This window comes from Amycolatopsis melonis, assembly GCF_040064235.1.
Lineage (GTDB): Bacteria > Actinomycetota > Actinomycetes > Mycobacteriales > Pseudonocardiaceae > Amycolatopsis > Amycolatopsis melonis.
On sequence record NZ_JBDZYD010000009.1, the window covers coordinates 233,223 to 254,024 of the forward strand.

Here is a 20,802-nt window from a genome sequence, read left to right on the forward strand (position 1 = left end):
CCGACCACGCCGCCGGGGCATTCGCTGCCCCGGCGGCCGCTGGTCAGCTGCGGGCGAGCAGCCCCTGCATTTCGGTGATTTCCGCCTGCTGGGCGTCGATGATCCTCCGGGCGAGGTCCTTCGCGCCGGCGTCACTGCCCTTGGCGAGTTCGGTCTTGGCCATTTCGACGGCACCCTGGTGGTGCTTGATCATCGAGCCGAGCCACAGCCGGTCGAACTCCGCGCCCTTGGCGGCTTCGAGCCGGCCCATGTCGTCCCCGTGCATCGATTCGTGGCCGCTCCCGGCGCCCCAGGCGGACAGCCAGCCCTCCATCTGCCGGATTTCGGGGTCCTGTGCCTTTTCGATCCGGTTCGCGAGATCGGCGACCTTCGGGTCGGTGCTGCGCGACGGGACGAGCTTCGCCATGTCGAGCGCCTGACGGTGGTGCGGAATCATCTGCTGGGCGAACGCGACGTCGTCCGCGTTGTGGCCGGCGGTGCCGGTGGTGCTGCAGCCGCCGAGGAACACGGCGAGGGCGAGCCCGCCGAGGATGACGATTTTGCGCATGACAAATCCTTCTCTGAATGGGGAATACGTGAATGGGCCGGAACGCGGCCGATCACGTACGCAGCACGCACAGAGAAGTGAGGATGGTGTGCCCGGTCCGGTCGGGCGGACGTCCGGGACGCGGAGAACCACGCGGCCCGGGGGCCCGGAAGAGGAGCGTGCCGAAGATCGGCAGGACGAGCAAGGCGACCAGCGCGACGAGCAGGGCACCGAGCACGGCCAGGCAGAGATGCAGGACGTCGTGCATCCCGTCGCCATGCCCATCGGAGTGGGCGGGCGCCTGCATCGCGGAGACGGACACGGCCGAGGCGGGGGTGTCCGGCATCCCGGACGCCGGGCTGACGTGATGCATCGCGACGACGCAGAAGGCCAGCGCGCACAGCAAGATGACCTGCCGTATGTGGCCGAACCGCTTCGCCGTCACGTCACCACCGTAGCAATGGCGTGGCAGCCGGGTCAGTGGCTGGGGCCTGCTCCGGCCCGGTCAGACGCCGTCGCCGGGAGCGTCCTCGAGTACTTTCGCGATCATCGTCACCCAGCTCTTCTTGAAGCAGATGTTACGAAGATGCCCCGAACGGACCAAAAAGGAACCCCAGCCGCTGGGCGGCTGGGGTTCCTCGTGCTCCCGGAGCGATCAGCGCTGCAGCGTCAGCAGGCCCGGCCGCCACGGCAGCTGGTCGTAAGGACCGCCTGCCGAGGGGGACTTGCCCTGGTACAGCAGCTGCAGGTTGCACGGGTCGACCGTCATGGTCTGGTCCGGGTTGGTGCGGACCAGGTCACCGTGGCTGATGTCGTTCGTCCACGATGCGCCGCTGTTGGCCTTGCCCGCGAAGGGGTTGCTTTCGCTCGCCGCGTTCGGGGTCCACGAACCGCTCAGGCTCGACGACGTGAACGAGCGGAAGTAGCGGCCGCCCGCGCCCATCGCCTCGACGATCATCAGGTACTGGTTCTGGCCCTGGACCTTGTAGACCTGGACCGCTTCGAACAGGTTGGCCTGCGTGTCGCTCATGATCGTCGTGTAGTTCGAGCCGAAGTTGCCCGGGAAGTTCCCGATCGGCATGCTCGCCCGGTAGATCTTGCCGTTGTCGCCGGCGAAGAACAGGTACATGTTCTGGCTGTCGGCGATCAGCGTCTGGTCGATCGGGCCCGTGCCGGAACCGGAGATGCTGCCGGTGAACAGCGGCTGCGGCGACGACCAGCCGTTGGGGTTGGTCGGGTCGCTCGACGTGCGGTAGATGAACGGCCAGGCACCCCACTGGTAGGCCAGCACCCAGATGTTCTTCGGCGCGAAGTAGAACAGCGTGGGCGCCACCGCGGACTGGCTCATCCCGGTCTGGCCCGCCGAAGCCATGTCGGACCAGTTCGTGAACGGCGTGAAGGCCATCGAGCCGTACGACGATCCCGAGACGTTCGACGCGTACACCAGGTGCTTGCCGTTGTAGACGACGTTGGTGAAGTCCTTGAGCGACACCCAGCCGTTCTTCGGGTTCGCCAGCACGCCCGAGGAGCTCCAGCGGTACGTCGACGGCAGCGAGCAGCCGGTGTTGCCGCCGGTCGTCGTGGTCGTCGTCGGCGGGGTGCCCGACAGGCCCGTCCACTTCTGGTTGCTGCCGCCGTTGCACGTCCAGATCTCCACCGCGGTGCCGTTGGCCGTCGCGGCGCCGGTGACGTCCAGGCAGAGCCCGGACTGCACCCCGACCACCGTGCCGTCGGCGTTGACCCGCCACTGCTGGTTGGCGCCGCCGTGGCAGGTCCAGATCTGCACCCGGGTCCCGGCGGTGGTCGCGCTGCCGGGGACGTCCAGGCACTTGTTGCCGTACACCGTCAGCAGCCCGGCGGAGGTCGCCGTCCACTGCTGGGACGCCCCGCCCGAGCAGTCGTAGATCTGCAGTGCGGTTCCGTCGGCCTGGTTCGGCGCGTCGAGGCACCGGCCGGAGCCGACTCCGCGCAGGGCGCCGGTGGAATCGGCCAGTGCGTCGTTGGCCCCCAGCAGAACCCCGGCCGCGACGGTCGCCGCGGCGGTGAGCAAAGCGATCAGGGATCGGCCGCTGCGGCCGATTCTTTTTCGGTTCATGACGAACTTCTCCCAGCCCGGACGACTGTTACCGCTAACATGGGTGCGTCAGCCTGTGCTGGTGGGTGAAGAATTGTCAATCACCGCGCGGACTTCGCCGCTTCAGGGCATGTCCCGGGCTCGCGAAGGACTGAAAGTTACACCGGTCAGCGTGCGGGTCACACCGCCACGGACGGGCGGGTGATCCCGGCCGGGCCCACCGGCCGGACGTCCGGTGAGGAACGCCCGCCGGGCGCGGGCGAACCCGTGGCGGTCGTCGAAGATGTCGTGGCTCATTTCGGCGAGCTCCCGGACCCGGTAGGTCTCCAGCGGCCTGCGGTGCTCGTCGGCCTCCCGCACGGCCCGTTTGCGCCTGAGCAGGGCTCTCGCGCGGCCACTGCCGGCCAGGTCGGTCGCGTAGGCCAGCACCGCTTCGGCGAAGCCGTCACGGCCGGCCGGGGCGAGCTGGTCGACGAGCCCCATCGCGGCCGCTTCGGCGGCGGTGACCGGTTCGCAGTCGGTCGTCAGGCGCTGCGCCCGCTCGTCGCCGACCCGCCGCGGCAGCACGTACGTCCAGTACTCCGAGCCGTACAGGCCCATCTTCCGGTAGTGCGGGTTGAGCAGGACGCCGTTGCGGGCGATCACCCGGTCGGCGCCGAGCGCCAGCATCACCCCGCCCGCCCCCGCGTCGCCGCCGAGCGCGCACACCACGAGCTGGCGGGTGCAGCCGATGATCTCGCGGCAGACGTCGTCGATCGCGGTGATGTTCCGCCACGCCTCCGCGGCAGGCGCCGGATGGGCGTCGATGACCCCCAGGTGCAGGCCGTTGGAGAACACCTCGCCGCCCGCCAGGACCAGCACCGCGGTGTCCTGCGCGGCCGCGTGCCGCACGGCCGCGGTGAGCCGGCGGCACTGCGTGGTGCTCATCGCGCCGTTGTAGAAGGCGAAGCGCAGCCACCCCACCTTGCCCACCCGCCGGTAGCCGATTTCCCGCAGCTCCGGCGGGCCCGCGATCTGCGGCACGCCGGACACGCCGTCCCCGAGCGCGAGCGCGGCGGGCAGCTTCACGGTCGTGCCCGGCGCTTCGGGCGCCAGCCGCCGTGCCTGCCCGATCCACAGCGCGCCGTCGCCGGTCCGCACCAGCACGGCGTCCTGGCGGCGTGCCACGACGGTGCCGGGCTCGCCGGGCGGGGCGTCCCCGGGATGGGCGTCGAACACCGCGACCGGGACACCGGCCAGCTCGGTGTGCACGCCGGGACGGCCGTCCGCGGCGCGGATGCGGCGCAGGATGTGCCCGGTCGGGTCGGCCCAGGAGAACGCCCGGTCGGCCTGCCGGACCAGCGGGCGGACGGCGCCGGGCCGCTGCCGCTGGGGCCGTGGCGTGAACCCGGGATCCTCGGCCTTGGCCGCCACTTCGCGGATCAGGCTCAGTGCGGCGTCGGACACTTCGGTGTTGTAGAGGGTGCTCTTGCGCGGCGGATCGGACGGCATCCGGAACGTCCGCGTGCCCCAGACCGGGCCGCTGTCGAGGTCGCCGGTGGCCTGCAGGGCGGTCACGCCCCAGGTCGGCTCGCCGTCCATGATCGCCCAGTCGAGCGCGGACGGGCCGCGGTCGCCCTCCGGACCGGGATGGATGATGATCGTGCGGTGGCTGCGCCAGACCACCTCGGGCACCCGCTGCCGCAGGAACGGGCAGACGATCAGCTCCGGATCGGCCGCGGCCGCCGCGGTGGCGATGTCCCGCGGATCGTGCACGGTCCGGACGGTGACGTGGTGGCCGCGGGCGCGCAGGGCGTGCCAGGCACGCTGGCTGAGGCCGTTGAAGGCCGAGCACAGCAACAGGATTCTCACCGGGCCTCCGCTCGCCGCCGGGACGACCGATCGACGTTACCCGACACACCAACGGATGCGACGCGGCCAACGGGGTAACTGCCTTCGGCCAACCGGGCTCCCGGCGGCGGCGGTGCAGTAGTTTTTCACTGACCGTCGAGGGGAGCTGACATGCCGGGACGTCTGCGGATCGGCTGCGCGATGTGGACGCACAAGGCGTGGCTGGGGCGGTTCGTGCCGCAGTCCCTGCCGGCGAGGGAGCGCCTGCGCGCGTATGCCGGCTGGTGCACCGCGGTCGAGGGCAACACGACCTTCTACGCGACGCCCGCCCGGGACACCGTGGCGACCTGGGCGCAGCAGACCGGCCCGGACTTCCGGTTCGTGGTCAAGCTGCCCAAGGTCGTCACGCACGAGCGGCGGCTCACCGGCGTCGAGACGGAGATGCGGGCGTTCCTGGACGCGGTGGCACCGCTCGGCGACCGGGCGGTCCTGTGGACGCAGCTGCCGGGCTCGTTCGGCCCCGCGGACGTCGACGTCCTCGCGCGGTTCCTGCGCCGCCTGCCCGCGGGCCTCCGGCGTGCCGTGGAGGTGCGGCACCCGGGGTTCTTCACCGACGCGGGTGCGACGTCGCTGCTGGAGGGCGCCCTCGCCACGGCGGAGGCGGAGTGGGTGCCGTTCGACACCACGGTGTTCTTCCGGAGCCCGCCGGTCAGCGAGGCGGAACAGGAGTCATGGGCGCGGAAGCCGCGGCTGCCCCGGCGCACGCGGGCGCTGACGAACGACCCGATCGTCCGGTACCTGGGCCGCGATTCGGCGGAGGAGACGGCGGCGGGCTGGCAGCCGTGGACCGAGGTGGTGGCCGCGTGGCTGCGCGAGGGCCGGTCCCCGACGGTTTTCGTGCACACACCGGACAATCACGACGCGCCCCTGCTCGCGCGCCGGTTTTACGAGGACGTCCGTGCGCTGGTGCCCGGCCTCGACAAGCTGCCCGAGCCGGAGCCGGTCGAGCCCGCGACGCTGTTCTGACCACTCTTGCGCAATCCGGAATTTCGTGTCCTTGTTGCGCGAAATAATATTTCGTGCCCGCGCGGGCGGTCCGTTAGCGTCGGATTCATGGAATGGAGCTTTCACCCCGCCGAAGAACTTCTCAGCGCATTGCGGGCCGGTGCCGTGACGTCGGCGGAACTGACCGACGAGGCCATTGCCCGCATCGAGCGGGACGACCAGGCGATCAACGCGATCTGCGTGCCGGACTTCGAGCGGGCGCGGGCGGCCGCGCAACGCGCCGACCGGGCACGGGCGCGGGGTGAAGAGCGGCCGCTGCTGGGCGTTCCGGTGACCGTCAAGGAGTCCTACGACGTCGCCGGCCTGCCCACGACCTGGGGCATCCCGCCGTACCGCGACTTCGTGCCCGGCGAGGACGCCGTCCAGGTGGCGCGGCTCAAGGCCGCCGGTGCGGTGGTGCTCGGCAAGACCAACGTGCCGCTCGGGCTGCAGGACATCCAGACCTTCAACGCCATCTACGGCACGACCGTCAACCCGTGGGACCACACCCGCACGCCGGGCGGCTCGTCCGGCGGGTCGGCGGCGGCACTGGCGTGCGGGTTCGGTGCGCTGTCGATCGGCTCCGATCTCGCCGGCTCACTGCGCACTCCCGCGCATTTCTGCGGTGTCTACGCGCACAAGCCGACGCTCGGGCTGGCCGCCCACCGCGGGATGGTCCCGCCGACCGAACCGGCCTGGCCGGTCGTCCCCGACCTCGCCGTCGTCGGGCCGATGGCGCGCACCGCCCGCGATCTCACGCTGCTGCTCGACGTCATGGCCGGACCCGACCCGCTGACCTACGGCCTGGCCCACCGGCTGGCCCTGCCGCCCGCCCGTCACGAGCGGCTCGGCGACTTCCGCGTCCTGGTCCTCGACGAGCACCCGCTCATCCCGACCGCCGCCGCGGTGCGGGAGGGCGTGAACCGGGTGGCGGCCGCGCTGGACCGCGGCGGCGCCCGCGTCGAACGGCACAGCCCGCTGCTCCCGGATCTGTCGGAGGCCGCGAGGCTCTACATGCAGTTGCTGATTTCCGGTGCCGTGGCCCGGTTTCCCGTCGAATCGCTGCGGAAGCCGGACCCGGACGACGAGAGCCTCGACGCCGTGCGGCTGCGCGCCATGACGTTCAGCCACCAGGAATGGCTGCAGGCGGACCGGCGCCGCGAGGCCCACCGCCACGGCTGGCGGCAGCTGTTCACCGAATTCGACGCGGTGGTGTGCCCGGTCACGCCGACGCCCGCGTTCCCGCACGACCACCACCCGAACCCGCTGGACCGGCGCATCGCCATCGACGGTGCCGAGTACCCCTATTTCGACCAGCTCGTCTGGGCCGGGCTGGCCACCATGCCGGGCCTGCCCGCCACCGCCGTGCCCGCGGGCCGGTCGCCGGAGGGCCTGCCGGTCGGGGCGCAGCTCGTCGGCCCGATGTTCGAGGACCGCACCCCGCTGCGCCTGGCCGAGCTGCTCGAAGCGGAGATCGGCGGCTTCCGTGCCCCGGAACGGGGTGGCCTTCCTGCCACGCAGCGAAGGCCACCCCGGGTGCCTACGGCTTGATGTAGAGGTCCCACGACCAGGTCGACGCGGAGCAGTAGTAGGCCGACCACCGGCCGTCCTGCTGCCCGAAGTAGCCGTTGATCTGGCAGTCGCCTTCCTCCGGCCAGCTGGACTCGTAGTAGTACCTCGGGTCCACGCCCGCGCTCGCGGGCTGCGCGAACGCAATGGTGGACGCCAGCGCCCCCATGACGGCGGCGGCCGCCGCGATCTTCCTCTTCACCTGTGTCTCCCCCGTTCTCTTCGTGGACACGTGCGGGGACAAACAATCATGAAAGGGACGTCCTTGTCTGCCGAACGGCGGAAGTCGCAGTCCGGCGACAGTTGACGGTTGTGGTCCAGGTCACCTAGTCTCACGGAAGTTTCCACCGGTTGAATCGTTTCAATCCGACGGCCCCGAGTGGGGCAGGCTGGAAGGCGGCGCCGCATGAGAGCCCTGCTGCTGGTCGTCCTGATGGTTTTCACCTTGCTGCCGGGCACTTCGGACGCCACCCCGGCCGGGGAAGCGGTCGTCGTCGCCGGGCTCACGGTGAACGGCCGCGTGAACCCGCTGGGGATTCCCGGTGCGGCGCCGGTCTTCGGCTGGCAGTCGTCCTCGACGCGCCGGGCGGTGACCCAGACCGCCTACGAGCTGCAGGTCGGATCGGCGCCCGGCACCGACGGCGTCTGGCGCTCCGGGCGCGTCAAGTCCGCGCGGCAGGTCGACGTCGCCTACGGCGGACCGGCGCTGGCCTCCGGCACCCGGTACTTCTGGCGTGTCCGGATCTGGGACGACCGGGGCACGCCGAGCCGCTGGAGCGCGCCCGCGTGGTTCGAGACCGGGCTGCTCACCGCGGCCGACTGGGGTGCCGCGGCGTGGATCGGCAAGCCGTCGCCGTCGTACGAGCAGTGGACGGACTACACCGTCACGGAGTCCTTCCGGCTCAACAACATCGCGTTCGGGACCTTCCTGCGTGCCCGGGACGCCGGCAACGCCTACATGTGGCAGCTCAACGTCGGCGATTCGGCGACGTCGGTGCCGATGCTCCGGCCGCACCGCCGGGTGAACGGCGGCTACTCGGTGCTGGCCGAAGTGGACCTGCGGCCGTTCGGGTTCACCCGCGCCGGGCTGCTGGCCGGGACGCACACCGTGGCCTACACCGTCGAGGGCGACACCGTCCGGACCACTTTGGACGGTGTCGTCGTCGACACGCGGACGGTCACGGACTTCGCGAGCGGCCGCGCCGGGCTGCGCACCTACGGCGCGGAATCGGTCACCGTCGGGAAGTTCACGGTGTCCAAACCGGACGGAACCGTGCTCGCGAACGCGGAAATGGCCGTGCCCAACCCGTTCACCGGTGGCAGCATCGGCACCGGTGAACTGACCGTGGCCGGGGACACCGACGCGTTGTGGACCGGCCGGGACGCGGCCGGGCCGTTGCTGCGGACGTCGTTCGCGACCACGCCGGGCAAACGTGTGGCGCAGGCCCGGGTCTATGCGTCGGCGCACGGGGTGTACCAGCTGACCCTCAACGGCCGCAAGGTCGGCGACCAGTTCCTCGCGCCGGGCTACACCGAGTACGCCAAGCGCATCCAGTCCCAGACCTACGACGTCACCGGCCTGGTCCGGGCCGGGGCGAACGGGTTCGGGGCCGCGCTCGGCGACGGCTGGTGGGCCGGGAAGATCGGGCTGGCAGGCAAGGGGCAGTACGGCACCGACCTCGCGCTGGTGGCCCGGCTGAAGATCACCTACACCGACGGCAGCACGCAGTGGGTCGACACGACGCCGGACTGGAAGTGGCACACCGGCCCGTTCGCGGCGACCGACAACCAGCTCGGGGAGACCTACGACGCCCGGTTCGAGCAGCCGGGCTGGGCGGACGCCGGGTTCGGCGACGCGGCGTGGGCACCGGTCGCCGTGCGCCCCTCGGACACGGCCAAGCTGTCCCCGCAGCCGGACGAGCCGGTGCGGGAAACCCAGGTGCTCGCCACGAAAACCGTCACCAGCCCGGCCCCGGGTGTCACGATCTACGACCTCGGCCAGAACATGGTCGGCGTCGCCAGGGTGAAGATCACCGGCAAGGCGGGGGAGACGGTCAAGCTGCGGCACGCGGAGGTGCTCAACCCCGACGGCACGATGTACGTGGCGAACCTGCGCGCGGCGACCGCCACCGACTACTACCGCTTCGACCGGGACGGCACGGTCACCTACCAGCCGGCGTTCACCCAGCACGGGTTCCGCTACATCGAGGTCACCGGGCTCGCCACACCGCCGTCCGCGGCGGACGTCCAGGGTGTCGTGTGGGGCTCGGACCTGCGCCGCACCGGGACGCTGGGAACGTCCGACGGCATGCTGAACCAGCTGCTGAGCAACGTCGCCTGGGGAGCGCGGGGCAACTTCCTCTCGATCCCGACCGACACCCCGGCGCGGGACGAGCGGCTGGGCTGGACCGGCGACATCAACATCTTCGCCCCGACCGCCGCCTACCTCAGCGACATGCGGGCGTTCCTCGGCAAGTGGCTGACCGACGTCCGCGACGAGCAGAAGGGCAGCGGGTCCATCCCGGCCGTCGTCCCGTCCACCAACGGCGCGTTCGACGAAAGCGGCGTCGGCTGGGAAGACGCGCTCATCACCGTGCCGTACTCGCTGTGGCACGCCTACGGGGACGCCCGGGTGCTGCGCGAGAACTACGACGCGATGAGCCGGTTCTTCGCCTACGCACGGGCGAGCGCCGGGCCGGACAACCTGGAAACCGGGCGGCTGACGTTCTTCACCAACGACTGGCTGAACCTCGACGACCCGTCCGACCAGGGTGTTCTCGGGACCGCGATCTGGGCGCAGGACGTCCGGATGATGGCGGAGATGGCCGCCGCGGTCGGCCGGACCGCCGAAGTGGCCGAGTACACCAAGCTCCACGCCGACGTCCGCGCGGCGTTCACCAACGCCTACGTGGCGGCCGACGGAACCGTGCGGGGCAACTCGCAGACCGGCTACGCGCTCGCGCTCGGCATGGACCTGATCACCGACCCGGCGCTGAAGGCCAGGGCGGGGGAGAAGTACGTGGCGAAGCTCGCCCAGAGCGGCAACCACCTGAGGACCGGGTTCATCGGGACGCCGTGGCTGCTCCCGGCGTTGACGAACATCGGCCGCGACGACCTCGCCTACACGCTGCTGTCCCAAAAGGACTATCCGTCGTGGGGCTACGAGATCGGCAAGGGCGCGACGACGGTCTGGGAGCGCTGGAACTCGATCCAGCCCGACGGCACGTTCGGCCCGGTGGACATGAACTCCTTCAACCACTACGCCTACGGCGCGGTCGCCGACTGGATGCACCAGTACATCGGCGGCCTCCGGATCGCCGAAGCCGGCTACCACCGCAGCATCGTCGAGCCCCACATCGGCGGCGGCCTCACCCACGCCGAGGGCGCGATCGACACGGTCTACGGAAAGCTGTCCAACGCGTGGGCGCTGACCGGCGACGGCCTGACGATGACCGTGACGGTGCCGGTGAACACCACGGCCGAGGTGGTGATCCCCTCGGGCGGCGCGGCATCCGTGACCGAGTCCGGCAAGCAGCTCCGGTCGGCGCCTGGCGTCCTCGACGTCCGGTACGACCCGGCGAAGAAGGCCACCGTCGTGGTCGTCGGCTCCGGCCAGTACCGCTTCAGTGCCCGGAAGTAGCGGCGGGACTCAGAACGGGGTGAGCAGCAGGCTGAGGGGCGTCGCCAGCACGGTGACGACGGTGGCGGTCACCAGCGCGGGCAGGAGGCGCGGGCCGGTGGCAGGTGGGCGGCGGAGGCGGTCGATCCGGGACGTCGTGGCTGCTGTGGCGCTGAGGGTGGCGGGTGGGGTGGCTGTCGCGCTGAGTGTGCCGGGTGGGGTGGGTGCCGCCGCGCCCAGCGTCTCCGCCGCCGCGCCCAGTGTGCCGGGTGGAGTGGTTGCGGCGCTGAGGCTGCTGGGTGGGGTGGTTGCCGCCGCGCCCAGCGTCTCCGCCGCCGCGCCGAGCGTGCCCGGTGGGGTGGCCGTCGCGCCGTGGGCGCGGAACTTCTCCAATGCCGTGGCGACGGCCTCGCGTCCGTGGCGACGGGCGGCGCGGTCGTCGGCGCGCATTTCCAGCAGCAGCTGGATGTCCGCGCTCAGCCTGCGGCAGCCGGGGAACAGCCGGGCCAGTGCGGTGAACGGGGCGAGCGCGAGGTCGTGCCGTTCGCGCAGGTGGGCGTGCTCGTGGGCGAGGACCGCGGCCAGCTCGCCGTCGGTGAGCAGGCGGCGGGCGCCCGTGCTGAGCACGATCTCGGCCGTGCGGCCGGGCACGCAGTAGGCGACCGGCAGCGGGTGGTCCACGACCAGCGCGCCGTCGCAGGGCTCGGCGAGCAGCGCGAGGAGGCTGCGGTGCCGTGCCCGCTGCCGGGCGACGCGGACCGCGCACCACAGCTGCTGCGCGACGAGCCCGGCGGCCAGCGCCAGCCCGGCGGTGATCGCCGGCATGCCGAGCGGATCCGGCCCGGCCGCGGCGAAGGACAGCAGGCCGGGCAGGATGCCGCGGCGCAGCGGCATGAGCCCCAGCGCGAGCAGCGCGCTGACGGCCGAGACGACGATCGTCAGCGCGATCGCCTGCCACAGGGCCACCGCCAGCCGGGGCCGCAGGCTCGGCCACCGCGCCCGCCGCAGGTAGCCTGCCGCGAGTCCGGCCAGCATCAGCGCGGCGACGTGGTGGAGGACGTAGATCACGGCCGTCGCTTGCGGGTGAGTGCCTTGCGCAGGACGTCGGCCTCCTCGGCGCTCACCGCCTGGGCGAAGTGCGTCAGTGCGCCGTCGCGGTCGCCGGTCTCGCCGAGTGCCTCGAACATCAGCTCGGCGACGTACTGGTCGCGGCTCGCGGCCGGCGCGTACAGCCATGCGCGGCCGTCGCGTTCCCGGCGCACGAAACCCTTGTCCGCCAACCGGGACAGCACGGTCATCACCGTCGTGTAGGCGAGCCCGCGGTCGGCGAGCGCCTCGTGGACGGCGCGGACGCTGACCGGGCTGTCCCGGCCCCACAGCGCGTCCATCACGGCGCGCTCCAGCTCGCCGAGCTTCCCCATCGGCCCTCCGTTCGTCACGACACAGCGTAGTAGACACGTCCGCGTCGCGTGTAGTACTACTTCTCGTAGTACTACGACACGTAGTGAAGGAGGGGATGCGATGCGGCGGCCGGCGGTCGTGCTGACCCTGGTGGCGGGCTGTCTCCACGGCTGGGGACTGCTCCGGGGCGGGACGCACTACTACTACAGCGCGGCGGTGCGCAGCATGAGCACGAGCTGGTCGGCGTTCGCTTTCGGCGCGCTCGACCCGGCCGCGAGCATGACGGTGGACAAGCTGCCGGGCGGGCTGTGGGTGCAGGCGCTCTTCGTGCGGGTGCTGGGATTCCACGCCTGGGTCCTGCTGCTGCCGGGTGCCCTCGCCGCGACGGCGACGGTGCCGCTGCTGTTCGCGGCGGTCCGCCGCTGGGCGGGGACCCGGGCCGGCGTGATCGCCGCCGTCGTGCTCCTGGCCTCTCCGGTGACGTTCGCGGCCGCGCGGGTCAACCTGGTCGACCCGCTCCTGGTGCTGTGCCTGGTGGCGGCCGCCTACGCGCTGACCCGCGCCTTCGACGACGGCCGCTGGCTGGTCGTGTCCGGCGCCCTGGTCGGTGTGGGCTTCCAGGTCAAGATGGTCGAGGCGTGGGTCGTCCTGCCGGCCCTGCTCGCCGCGTGCCTGGTGGCACCGGGACCACGGCTGCGCCGGGCGGCGGTCCTGGGCGGGACGGCGCTCGTGGTGTCGATGGCGTGGCTGGTGGCAGTCGGCTTCGTCCCGCGAGACGAACGCCCGCACGTCGACGGCAGCCCCGGCGACACGTGGTGGGAAATGGTGTTCGGCTACAACGGCCTCGACCGCGGACTGACCGGCGACGGCGCCCCGTACGGCGGGCCACCCGGGCCGCTGCGGTTGTTCGACGACCAGCTCGGCGGCCAGGCAGGCTGGCTGCTCCCGCTCGCGCTGGTCCTCGCGGCCGCCTGCTGGTGGACGTCCCGCAAAGATCCACTGTGGACACTCTGGGGCGGCTGGCTGCTCACCGCAGTGGTGGTCCTGAGCTTCCTGCCGGGCCTCCACCCGTACTACACAACGCTGCTCGCCCCGGCACTGGCCGCGACGATCGGCGCCGGAGTGCCCCCGGCCTGGAAGTGGTGGCGGGAACGCACCGGCCTCCGCTGGGTCCTGCCGGCCGGCGGCGTCCTGTCCGCCGCGGCCGCCGCGGTGATCATGACGCGGGCGGGCGGCCCCGGCTGGCTCGTGGCGGTCGCCGCCCTCGGCGTGGCGGTGTGGGGACATCGCCGCGGAGCCGCGGCGGCGGGCGCGGTGGTGCTGCTGGCGGGACCGGCAGCCTGGATCGCGATCACGCCCGCGGTACCGCGCAACTCGATGCACACGGCCAACCCGGTCGCAGGCCCGCAGACGGCCGTCGCGGTCTTCGGCGTCGCCGATCCCCGGATCACGCTGTCCCGCATCCTCGGCATGCCCCCAACCGGGCCGGTACCCCCGATCGACGCGCCCCTGCCGGGGTCGGACATCGACCCGGAACTGCTGGATTACCTGCGGGCTCACCACGCGGGCGAGCGTTTCCTGTTCGCGACGGGGGACGCGAGCACCGCGTCGCCGTACCTCGCGGCCGGGTACAGCGTGCTCCCGATGGGCGGGTTCACGGGCTTCTCGCCGTACCCGGAATTGGCTGAGGTGGCGGAATTGGTTCGCGAGGAACAGCTGCGGTTCCTGTATCTGACGGCGGTGCCGGGCCTGCCGGGCGTACTCGGAGAACGCGCGGCCTGGGCCCGCGCCCACTGCGCCCCGGTCCACCTCCGAACCCCGGGCGGCATGACGTTGTTCGACTGCCGGGGGTGACCGGACGTCTCACGCCGGGCACGGCCAGCGGGGTGCGTCGAGGCTGCGGTTCTTGCGCATCGAGCTGAACCCCAGCGCGGTGGTCTCCGCGCAGAACTGCGTCAGCTCGAGGTTGTACTCCACGTGAAAAACCGCCTTCCCCGCCTTGACGAACGCCGCCAGCCGCTCGCACTCGGTGAATTCGGCGCACTGCTCGTCGACCGCGAAGTCGAAGTCCGGCAGCAGGTCCTCCACCTGGCCCAAGTCGTTCTTGAGCCCGATCGAAAGGCCGAGCCCGTGGGCCAGCCCGGCCAGCAACCGGTTGTAGGACAACTGGTCCGCGGCCGTCAGCGGGAAGCCCGTGTCCGCCGCGTAACCGTCGTCGTTGTCGGCTTCGATTCCGTCGAAGCCCTTCTCCCGGCACTGCGCGAACCGGGCCGCCATGATCGGGCGGAGGATGTCCTGGCGGCGGATGTCCAGCCACTGCTCGCCCGGCCAGCCGTCGGGCTTCCCTTTCACCGCAGGGGGAAACGCCGCGGCGTCGGGCCGGAAGTCCTCGGCCGCGCCGGTGTTGACGTAGCAGACGACTCGGCGCCCGGCCGCGTGCAGGGTGGCGACCACCTCGGCGTCGTTGTCCACTCCGTCGATGTCGTAGACCTCCGCGTCTACGCCCGTGTCGACCTTGCCGCCGAGCTGCCACTGCCACGTCGTGCCCGGCGCCGGGACCCAGCGGCCGGTTGCGGGCCGTGCTGCCGCGCATGCGCCGGACAGGACGGTGAGCAGGGCGCAGCCCGCTACGAAACGAGTGAGGCGGGCAGGCAGTGCCATGGGTTGGGTCCCCCCTGGTCGGTGACGAAGACGTTGGCCGCGTTCCGGCGGCTCGCGAGCCGCTGCACCTCCGCGAAGTACCCCGGTGGCACCGAATGCACGAGGTGGGCGAACCGCTCCGCAGGCCAGCGCCGGACCCAGCGGGGGATGCCGGCGTCCACATAGGACGTGAACGGGCCCTCGAACGTGCCGAGGAGGTCGGCGTGCTCCGCGTACGCCTCCGCGGGGTGTGCGCCGTGGTTGAACGCGAGCGTGCGGACGCCGATCGCCCGCACGGCCCTGGCGAGCGACGCGTAGTGGCCGAGATCGTCGAAGGACGCCGAAACGCGGTCGAACATCACCCCGTCGACGCCGTACCAGTCGGCGTAACGGCCCGCCTCGGCGACCACCTCGGCGGCCGGCCTGCTCCCGTAGCCGGTGTCGACATAGCCGGCGACCTCGATCCCGGCTTCGCCCAGCCGTTCCAGCGGTCCCAGGAACACGTCGTCGAGCAGCGGGCCCGTGCCGCTGGCCGGGTTGAGCACGACGAGCCGGATCCGGGCCGGGTTGCGGGCCAGCTCCGCCCAGTCGTCCCGGCGGACGGCCGGGTGGAAGTAGGCCGGGACGACCAGCCTGGTCACGATGCCCGCCACAGGTCGGCGGCCGCGTCCGCGAGCCCGCGCCGGGGCCGCCACGCCAGGACCCGCGTGGCCAGGGTGATGTCCGCCTGCTGCCAGGGCACGTCCGCCGACCGTGCCGACCCCGGCGCGTCCTCGTACACCGCGCAGCCCGCGCCGCTGACTTCCAGCAGTTCCTTCACCAGCGCCCGCGCGGGCACGCCATGGCCGCTGCCGATGTTCAGCACCGGCGGCAGGTCCGGTGCCGTCAGCGCCGCCAGCACCGCGTCGGCGACGTCGCGGGCGTCGACGAAGTCCCGGACCGCGTCGAGCGGGCCGAGCCGCAGGTCACCGCCGTCGGCCAGGGCCTTCCGCAGGGCGGCGGCCGCCCGGCCCGGCAGCCCGCTGGCGGGCGCGCCGGCCCCGACCGGGTTGAAGACGCGGAGCACGACGCCGTCGAGCCCGGACGCGCGGGCCTGCGTGACGATCCGCGTCCCGGCCAGCTTGGTCACGCCGTAGGGGTTCAGCGGCCGGGGCTCCGCGGCTTCGGTGACCGGCACGCCCGGCGAGCCCCGGCCGTACTCCGCGGCCGAACCGAGGTGGACCAGCCGGACGCCCGGGCCGAGCGCCCGCACGAGGTTCTCCGTGCCGGCGACGTTCGCCGCGTTCAACGCCGCGGCGTCGCCGGTCACCGCGCCCGCGCAGTTGACGACGGCCCGTGGCGCGATCGCCGCGACCAGCCCGGCCAGCTCCGCCCTGCCGGTCGCGAGGTCGAGGTGACGGCGTCCGGGCGCGACCACCTCGAAGCCCCGCGCCGCCGCCGCGCGCCGGACGTGCCCGCCGAGGAAGCCTGCGGCCCCGATCACCAGGACGCGCATCGCGCGCCTTTCAGCAGGGACTCCTTGATGAGGTCGAACTCGGCGTTGGCGCGGTCGTAGTCGTCGGGACGGCCGATGTCGAGCCAGTAGCCGCTGAACGCGTACTCGTGCGGCGGGGTGTGCCGGGCCAGCAGGTCGAGGACCAGCTCGTCGAAGCCGAACGGCAGCCCGGGTGTGTAGGGCAGGAGGGTCCGGCGGCTCAGCCCGTAGACACCCATGCTGACCCGGTAGTCCAGCTTGGGCTTCTCGACGAAGTCGACCACCACACCGTCCTCTGTGGACAGGACGCCGAAGTCGACCTGTACCTGCCGCTGGTAGGTCGCCACGGTCAGCGGCGCGCCGCTTTCACGGTGCCGGTGCAGCAGGTCGAGGTAGGAGATGTCGGTCAGCACGTCGCCGTTCATCACCAGGAACTCCTCGGGCAGCTGGTCGAGCAGCTCCAGGACCGGGCCCATCGTGCCCAGCGCGGAACCCTGCTGGTGGTAGCCGATGTCCAGGCCCCACCGCCTGCCGTCGCCCACGTAGGAGCGGACCAGCTCGCCGAGGTGCCCGATCGCCAGCGTCACCCGGTCGAACCCGCAGTGCGCCAGCTGGCTCAGGACGATGTCGAGAATGGAGAACTCGTCCCCGATGGGCACGAGTGGTTTCGGCAGGCGCGTCGTGTAGGGACGCAGCCTGATGCCTTTGCCGCCGGCCAGGATCACCGCGTGCATGGTCGCCTCCTCGTGTCACTGGTTGTATTCGCCGGGCCGGTACCGCGCCAGGTTGCCCGGCTCGCAGAACCACTCGATCGTCTTGCGCAGGCCCTCGTCGCGGGTCTGCCGCGGGCGCCAGCCGGTGCGCTGCGTCAGCTTCGACGCGTCGCAGACCAGCCGCATGACCTCGGAGTCCTTGGGGCGCAGGCGTTGCGTGTCCTCGACGATGTCCGCCTGGCGGCCCATCAGCCGCGCGATGTCCGCCGCGAGCGTGCCGATCGCCACCTCGGCGCCGGTGCCCGCGTTGAACTGCTCGCCGAGCACCGCGGACGCCGGCGCGGTGCCGAGCGCGACGAACGCCTCGGCCGTGTCGGTCACGTAGGTGAAGTCCCGCGTCGGCGCGAGCGCGCCGAGCCGCAGCTGCCGGGCACCGGCCGCCAGCTGCGTGATGACCGCCGGGATCACCGCCCGCGCCGACTGCCGCGGGCCGAAGGTGTTGAACGGCCGGAGCGTGACCGCGGGCACCTCGAAGCTCAGGTGGTAGGACTCGACCAGCTTGTCCGCGGCGATCTTGGACGCGGCGTACGGGGACTGCGCCTGCAGCGGGTGCTGCTCGGTGATCGGCACCGTCCGCGCGGTGCCGTAGGTCTCGCTGGTCGAGGTGTGCACGAGCCGGGGCGTCCGGCACGCGCGCACCGCCTCCAGCACGTGCAGGGTGCCGATCGTGTTGGTGTCCACAAAGGACCGTGGCGCGGCGTAGGAGTACGGGATCGAGCCGAGCGCGGCCAGGTGGTAGACGACTTCGGCGCCCTCGACGAGCCGCAGCACGCTCGCCGGGTCGCGGACGTCGCCGAACACGACGTCGACCTGCTCGCGGATCCCGGGATCGACGGTGTCCAGCCAGCCCTGCGAGCTGTACATGTTGTAGAGCACCATGGCACGGACCCGGTGCCCGCGCCGCACCAGCGCTTCCACCAGGTGCGAACCGATGAAGCCCTCGGCGCCGGTGACGACGGCCAGTCCCGTCATGGATCGATCCCTTCTCTAGAAGTGCCTCGACGCCTTGCCCAGGACGGCCAATGCGTACACACAGAGGAACAACAGGAGCCCGGCCATGGCGGCCAGCTGCGCCCGCACCCCGAACCCGCGGCAGGCCAGCTCCACCGCGAACGCGGCAGCGCAGGCGGCGGGCGGCACGATCCGGGACCCCATGGTCTGCAGCAGCAGTGCCAGGAACATCGCCCCGCCCAGCGCCAGGTAGGCCCCGATCTGGCCGGCGGTGCCGCGGTCCGGCCCCGCCAGCCCGGACGTCCACGCGAGCGCCGTCGCCGCCGCGATCAGCAGCACGGTCGCCACGAGGTACTGGGTCAGGGCGGCGAGCAGGACGAGCCGGACGCGGCGGCCGAACACCCGCAGGCGGCCGGTGGACCGCAGCAGCCGCCTGCTGCGGCGCCGATACCAGAACAGCGTCCATTCGGCCGCGCCCATGGACAGCGACAGCGGGACCGCGGCCAGCAGCGCGCCGGTGTTCACCCCGCCCGGCCCGGCACCCCACGACGGCACGACCGGGAACGCGATCAGCGCGGCGGCGAGCAGGCCGAACACCGCACTCGGCACGGCCGCGGCGAGTTCCGTCCGCACGAACGGCCGTCCGCCGCCGCCTCGGGTCAGCCGGAAGGCCAGCGCGGTGCCCAGCAGCGGCGTCACCACGAGGACCCACCCGACGGCCGCGGCGAGGCCCGCGGGCCGTCCGAGCGCCAGGAATCCCGCGCCCGCCAGGCAACCCGGGGCCAGCACCAGCAGGAGCAGCCGTTCGGCCCGCAGCACCATAAGCACGGTCGCGCCCAGCAGGTACAGCCCTTGGCCGAGACCGAAGACCAGCGCCGTCGTCCGCGCCCCGGTCACCAGCCCCGCGACCGCCAGCGCGACCGCGACACCCAGCGCGGCGACGGCGAAGCCGTAGCGCAGCGTCCGCTTGGTCGCGGCGTCGTCGCCCCGGCCGAGCCGCACGTAGCCGAGGTAGGCCAGGCCCTGGCTGGCGGACCACGAGACCAGCATCGACACCAGCAGCACGGTGATCGACGCGGGCCCGCTCAGCAGTCCCGCCGCCGCGGGGAAGAACAGCGCGGGCAGGCTGTAGAGCAGTCCGTGCAGGGTGGGCCGGCCCGGGCCGAGCCGCCAGGGGTCCGGCTCCGCCGGGGGTTCGGCCGGGTCGAGCGGGACACGCCGGTGCAGCTCCTCGGCCAGGTCGAACACGTCGGCGTAGCCGTACTTCGCCTTGACGGCTTGGTCGTTGAGCCCGTCGAACTCCAGTGCCGCGGCGATCTCCAGCGCGTCGGCCGCTGAGCGGCAGACGTCGGCGAACTGCTCGCAGAGCCCGGTGATCCCGTCCGCCGGGGCCGGGTGACCCGGCAGGCCGGACGGCGGCGCGGCCTGCTGCAGGCCGGACAGGGTGCCCGCGCTCATCCGGCCACCTCCGCGTAGTGCAGCGGAAGCCCGGAGCCGATCCGCTCGTAGAGTTCGTCGAACGTCTCGACGGCCTGGTCCACGGTGAAGTACTCCAGTGCCCGCGCGCGGGCGCCGGAGCCGAGGCGGCGGCGGAGTTCGCCGTCGCCGAGCAGCCGCAGGCACGCCTCGGCCATGGCCCGCGGATTGCGGGGCGGGACCACCAGCCCGGTGTCCGCGATGGCTTCGGTGACGCCGCCGACGTCGGTCGCCACGCACGGCCTGCCACACGTCATCGCTTCGAGCACGCTGTACGGGAAACCCTCGGAGAGACTGGACAGCACGACGACGTGCCCGGCCTCGTAGGCGTCCCGGATGTTCTCGACCCGCCCTTCGAAGCCGGTGACCTCGCCGACGCCGAGTTCGGCCGCGAGGTCCTTGCACTGCCGCAGATAGCCTTCGCGGCCGCCGGGCGGCGACCCGAACAGGCGCAGCCGCGCCGCCGGCATCGCCTCGTGCACCAGGGCGAACGCGCGGATCAGCGTCTCGAGGTCCTTGATCGGATCGATGCGGCCCACCCACGAGATCGTCGGGACGTCCGGTTCTCCTTCGAACGCCGGGAAGTTCTGCGGGTCGACTCCGTTGTAGACGGTCTTGATCACCGCGCCGGAGGCACCGAGCCGCTGCTCCCACCGCGTGTTGTAGACGTTCCCCGGCGTGATGACCGCCGCTTCCCGGTAGCCGAGCGCGCAGAGGTGGTGCAGGAACCTCAGGTACAGCGCCTTCACCGGCCACCGGTACGGGCCACGGCGGGCGTGCAGGTACTGCTCCCGCAGGTAGATCCCGTGCTCGGTGACGATCACCGGCCTGCCGTGCCGCCACTTCACGGTGAGCGCGGGCAGCACGCCGAGCCCGTTGGTCACCGCATGCGCCACGTCGGCGTACTCCGGCGGATGGGACAGCGGGCGCAGGGAGTGCTCCAGCAGCTGCATGGCGGTCAAGGCGTCCTGGAGGCTCGGGCGCACCGGACCGGTGTCCGCCCTGCTCCCGCACCACAGGCGGGTGAACAGCTCGAACGCCTCGTCCGTCCCGAACGCCCCGGTGAGGCATTCCTGTTGCGCGTACTCGAAAAGCGCCCGCAGGATCTCACCGAACCGGCCGGCCGCCCCGGCGGAGCCGTCCGCCAGGACGCCGGTCAGCTCGGCCAGCAGCGGCGCGAACCGGCGGCGGGCCGTCCGGCCGGGCCTGCGCCCGGCCGGACCCGCGCCCCACAGGGGCACCCCGACCAGCGAAGCGACGTTCGCCGGCAGTTCCCACGCGGGCCGCTCGGCGCCGGTGGCGACGAGCGCGACCACGTGGAAGTCGTGTCCCGGCATCCCACGGACCAGCTGGTCGCACCAGACACTCACCCCGCCGAACTGGTGCGGGTAGGTGCCCTCGGTCATCAGCGCGACCTTCATCGGT

18 protein-coding genes are annotated in these 20,802 nt (G+C 72.2%); 4 read left to right on the forward strand and 14 right to left on the reverse strand.

All coding sequences use genetic code 11. The annotated features are described in order from the left end of the window. Positions 1 to 43 precede the first annotated feature (43 nt). The 4 genes from ABJI51_RS24875 to ABJI51_RS24890 all read right to left on the reverse strand — a co-directional run bounded on the left by ABJI51_RS24875 (position 44) and on the right by ABJI51_RS24890 (position 4,451). Positions 44 to 547, reverse strand: coding sequence for a DUF305 domain-containing protein (locus tag ABJI51_RS24875; protein ID WP_348953811.1), 504 nt, complete (start codon positions 545 to 547; stop codon positions 44 to 46). A gap of 52 nt (positions 548 to 599) precedes the next feature. Next, on the reverse strand, positions 600 to 971 hold the full coding sequence (locus ABJI51_RS24880) for a hypothetical protein (RefSeq protein WP_348953812.1): 372 nt from the start codon (positions 969 to 971) through the stop codon (positions 600 to 602). A 210-nt stretch (positions 972 to 1,181) separates the two neighbouring features. Next, the gene (locus tag ABJI51_RS24885) at positions 1,182 to 2,621 is read right to left on the reverse strand and encodes a non-reducing end alpha-L-arabinofuranosidase family hydrolase (protein WP_348953813.1); all 1,440 of its coding nucleotides are present in this window, start codon (positions 2,619 to 2,621) and stop codon (positions 1,182 to 1,184) included. Between the two features lie 102 nt (positions 2,622 to 2,723). Beyond that, a complete protein-coding gene (locus tag ABJI51_RS24890) occupies positions 2,724 to 4,451 on the reverse strand; it encodes a hydrogenase maturation protein (RefSeq protein ID WP_348953814.1) in 1,728 nt (575 codons plus the stop codon). Positions 4,452 to 4,601: 150 nt separating this feature from the next. On the opposite strand from ABJI51_RS24890, the gene ABJI51_RS24895 reads away from it, so the two are divergent. Continuing rightward, positions 4,602 to 5,456 (forward strand): DUF72 domain-containing protein, encoded by an 855-nt coding sequence (locus ABJI51_RS24895; RefSeq protein WP_489617905.1) that lies wholly within the window; start codon positions 4,602 to 4,604, stop codon positions 5,454 to 5,456. Between the two features lie 87 nt (positions 5,457 to 5,543). Continuing rightward, positions 5,544 to 7,025, forward strand: a complete 1,482-nt coding sequence (locus tag ABJI51_RS24900; RefSeq protein WP_348953815.1) for an amidase — start codon at positions 5,544 to 5,546, stop codon at positions 7,023 to 7,025. Here ABJI51_RS24900 and ABJI51_RS24905 read toward each other — a convergent pair. Continuing rightward, the gene (locus tag ABJI51_RS24905) at positions 7,015 to 7,245 is read right to left on the reverse strand and encodes a hypothetical protein (RefSeq protein WP_348953816.1); all 231 of its coding nucleotides are present in this window, start codon (positions 7,243 to 7,245) and stop codon (positions 7,015 to 7,017) included. The two genes, ABJI51_RS24900 and ABJI51_RS24905, sit on opposite strands and share 11 nt — an antisense overlap. Before the next feature lie 204 nt (positions 7,246 to 7,449). Between ABJI51_RS24905 and ABJI51_RS24910 the strand changes: the two genes are divergently transcribed. Then, positions 7,450 to 10,683, forward strand: a complete 3,234-nt coding sequence (locus ABJI51_RS24910; RefSeq protein WP_348953817.1) for an alpha-L-rhamnosidase — start codon at positions 7,450 to 7,452, stop codon at positions 10,681 to 10,683. Positions 10,684 to 10,692: 9 nt separating this feature from the next. On the opposite strand, the gene ABJI51_RS24915 is transcribed toward ABJI51_RS24910, so the two are convergent. Next, positions 10,693 to 11,730, reverse strand: a complete 1,038-nt coding sequence (locus ABJI51_RS24915; RefSeq protein ID WP_348953818.1) for a M56 family metallopeptidase — start codon at positions 11,728 to 11,730, stop codon at positions 10,693 to 10,695. Further along, positions 11,727 to 12,083 carry a BlaI/MecI/CopY family transcriptional regulator gene (locus tag ABJI51_RS24920; RefSeq protein WP_348953819.1) on the reverse strand — a complete coding sequence of 119 codons (357 nt, stop codon included), beginning with the start codon at positions 12,081 to 12,083 and terminating at the stop codon, positions 11,727 to 11,729. The genes ABJI51_RS24915 and ABJI51_RS24920 overlap by 4 nt, the downstream gene beginning before the upstream one ends. Before the next feature lie 100 nt (positions 12,084 to 12,183). Between ABJI51_RS24920 and ABJI51_RS24925 the strand changes: the two genes are divergently transcribed. Continuing rightward, complete coding sequence (locus ABJI51_RS24925; RefSeq protein ID WP_348953820.1) at positions 12,184 to 13,917, forward strand: ArnT family glycosyltransferase; 1,734 nt, start codon at positions 12,184 to 12,186, stop codon at positions 13,915 to 13,917. 9 nt (positions 13,918 to 13,926) lie between these two features. On the opposite strand, the gene ABJI51_RS24930 is transcribed toward ABJI51_RS24925, so the two are convergent. Genes ABJI51_RS24930 through pelF form a run of 7 tightly spaced genes read right to left on the reverse strand, consistent with a single transcriptional unit; the run spans position 13,927 to position 20,798 of the window. Then, entirely contained in the window at positions 13,927 to 14,724 is a 798-nt protein-coding gene (locus ABJI51_RS24930) for an endo alpha-1,4 polygalactosaminidase (protein WP_348953821.1), read from the reverse strand. Further along, positions 14,691 to 15,344, reverse strand: a complete 654-nt coding sequence (locus ABJI51_RS24935) for a spherulation-specific family 4 protein (RefSeq protein ID WP_348953822.1) — start codon at positions 15,342 to 15,344, stop codon at positions 14,691 to 14,693. The genes ABJI51_RS24930 and ABJI51_RS24935 overlap by 34 nt, the downstream gene beginning before the upstream one ends. After that, positions 15,341 to 16,198 (reverse strand): NAD-dependent epimerase/dehydratase family protein, encoded by an 858-nt coding sequence (locus ABJI51_RS24940; RefSeq protein WP_348953823.1) that lies wholly within the window; start codon positions 16,196 to 16,198, stop codon positions 15,341 to 15,343. The genes ABJI51_RS24935 and ABJI51_RS24940 overlap by 4 nt, the downstream gene beginning before the upstream one ends. Continuing rightward, positions 16,183 to 16,911, reverse strand: coding sequence for a nucleotidyltransferase family protein (locus ABJI51_RS24945; RefSeq protein WP_348953824.1), 729 nt, complete (start codon positions 16,909 to 16,911; stop codon positions 16,183 to 16,185). The genes ABJI51_RS24940 and ABJI51_RS24945 overlap by 16 nt, the downstream gene beginning before the upstream one ends. A 15-nt stretch (positions 16,912 to 16,926) precedes the next feature. Beyond that, on the reverse strand, positions 16,927 to 17,922 hold the full coding sequence (locus ABJI51_RS24950; protein ID WP_348953825.1) for a GDP-mannose 4,6-dehydratase: 996 nt from the start codon (positions 17,920 to 17,922) through the stop codon (positions 16,927 to 16,929). Between the two features lie 15 nt (positions 17,923 to 17,937). Next, the gene (locus ABJI51_RS24955) at positions 17,938 to 19,359 is read right to left on the reverse strand and encodes a hypothetical protein (protein ID WP_348953826.1); all 1,422 of its coding nucleotides are present in this window, start codon (positions 19,357 to 19,359) and stop codon (positions 17,938 to 17,940) included. Then, the gene (pelF, locus tag ABJI51_RS24960; RefSeq protein WP_348953827.1) at positions 19,356 to 20,798 is read right to left on the reverse strand and encodes a GT4 family glycosyltransferase PelF; all 1,443 of its coding nucleotides are present in this window, start codon (positions 20,796 to 20,798) and stop codon (positions 19,356 to 19,358) included. The genes ABJI51_RS24955 and pelF overlap by 4 nt, the downstream gene beginning before the upstream one ends. Positions 20,799 to 20,802 lie beyond the last annotated feature (4 nt).

Coding starts and splice junctions, on each gene's coding strand:
- ABJI51_RS24875 (WP_348953811.1), bottom strand. CDS start 547: ATGCGCAAAATCGTCATCCTCGGCGGGCTCGCCCTCGCCGTGTTCCTC.
- ABJI51_RS24885 (WP_348953813.1), bottom strand. CDS start 2,621: ATGAACCGAAAAAGAATCGGCCGCAGCGGCCGATCCCTGATCGCTTTG.
- ABJI51_RS24895 (WP_489617905.1), top strand. CDS start 4,602: ATGCCGGGACGTCTGCGGATCGGCTGCGCGATGTGGACGCACAAGGCG.
- ABJI51_RS24900 (WP_348953815.1), top strand. CDS start 5,544: ATGGAATGGAGCTTTCACCCCGCCGAAGAACTTCTCAGCGCATTGCGG.
- ABJI51_RS24910 (WP_348953817.1), top strand. CDS start 7,450: ATGAGAGCCCTGCTGCTGGTCGTCCTGATGGTTTTCACCTTGCTGCCG.
- ABJI51_RS24920 (WP_348953819.1), bottom strand. CDS start 12,083: ATGGGGAAGCTCGGCGAGCTGGAGCGCGCCGTGATGGACGCGCTGTGG.
- ABJI51_RS24925 (WP_348953820.1), top strand. CDS start 12,184: ATGCGGCGGCCGGCGGTCGTGCTGACCCTGGTGGCGGGCTGTCTCCAC.
- ABJI51_RS24930 (WP_348953821.1), bottom strand. CDS start 14,724: ATGGCACTGCCTGCCCGCCTCACTCGTTTCGTAGCGGGCTGCGCCCTG.
- ABJI51_RS24940 (WP_348953823.1), bottom strand. CDS start 16,198: ATGCGCGTCCTGGTGATCGGGGCCGCAGGCTTCCTCGGCGGGCACGTC.
- ABJI51_RS24945 (WP_348953824.1), bottom strand. CDS start 16,911: ATGCACGCGGTGATCCTGGCCGGCGGCAAAGGCATCAGGCTGCGTCCC.
- ABJI51_RS24950 (WP_348953825.1), bottom strand. CDS start 17,922: ATGACGGGACTGGCCGTCGTCACCGGCGCCGAGGGCTTCATCGGTTCG.
- ABJI51_RS24955 (WP_348953826.1), bottom strand. CDS start 19,359: ATGAGCGCGGGCACCCTGTCCGGCCTGCAGCAGGCCGCGCCGCCGTCC.
- pelF (WP_348953827.1), bottom strand. CDS start 20,798: ATGAAGGTCGCGCTGATGACCGAGGGCACCTACCCGCACCAGTTCGGC.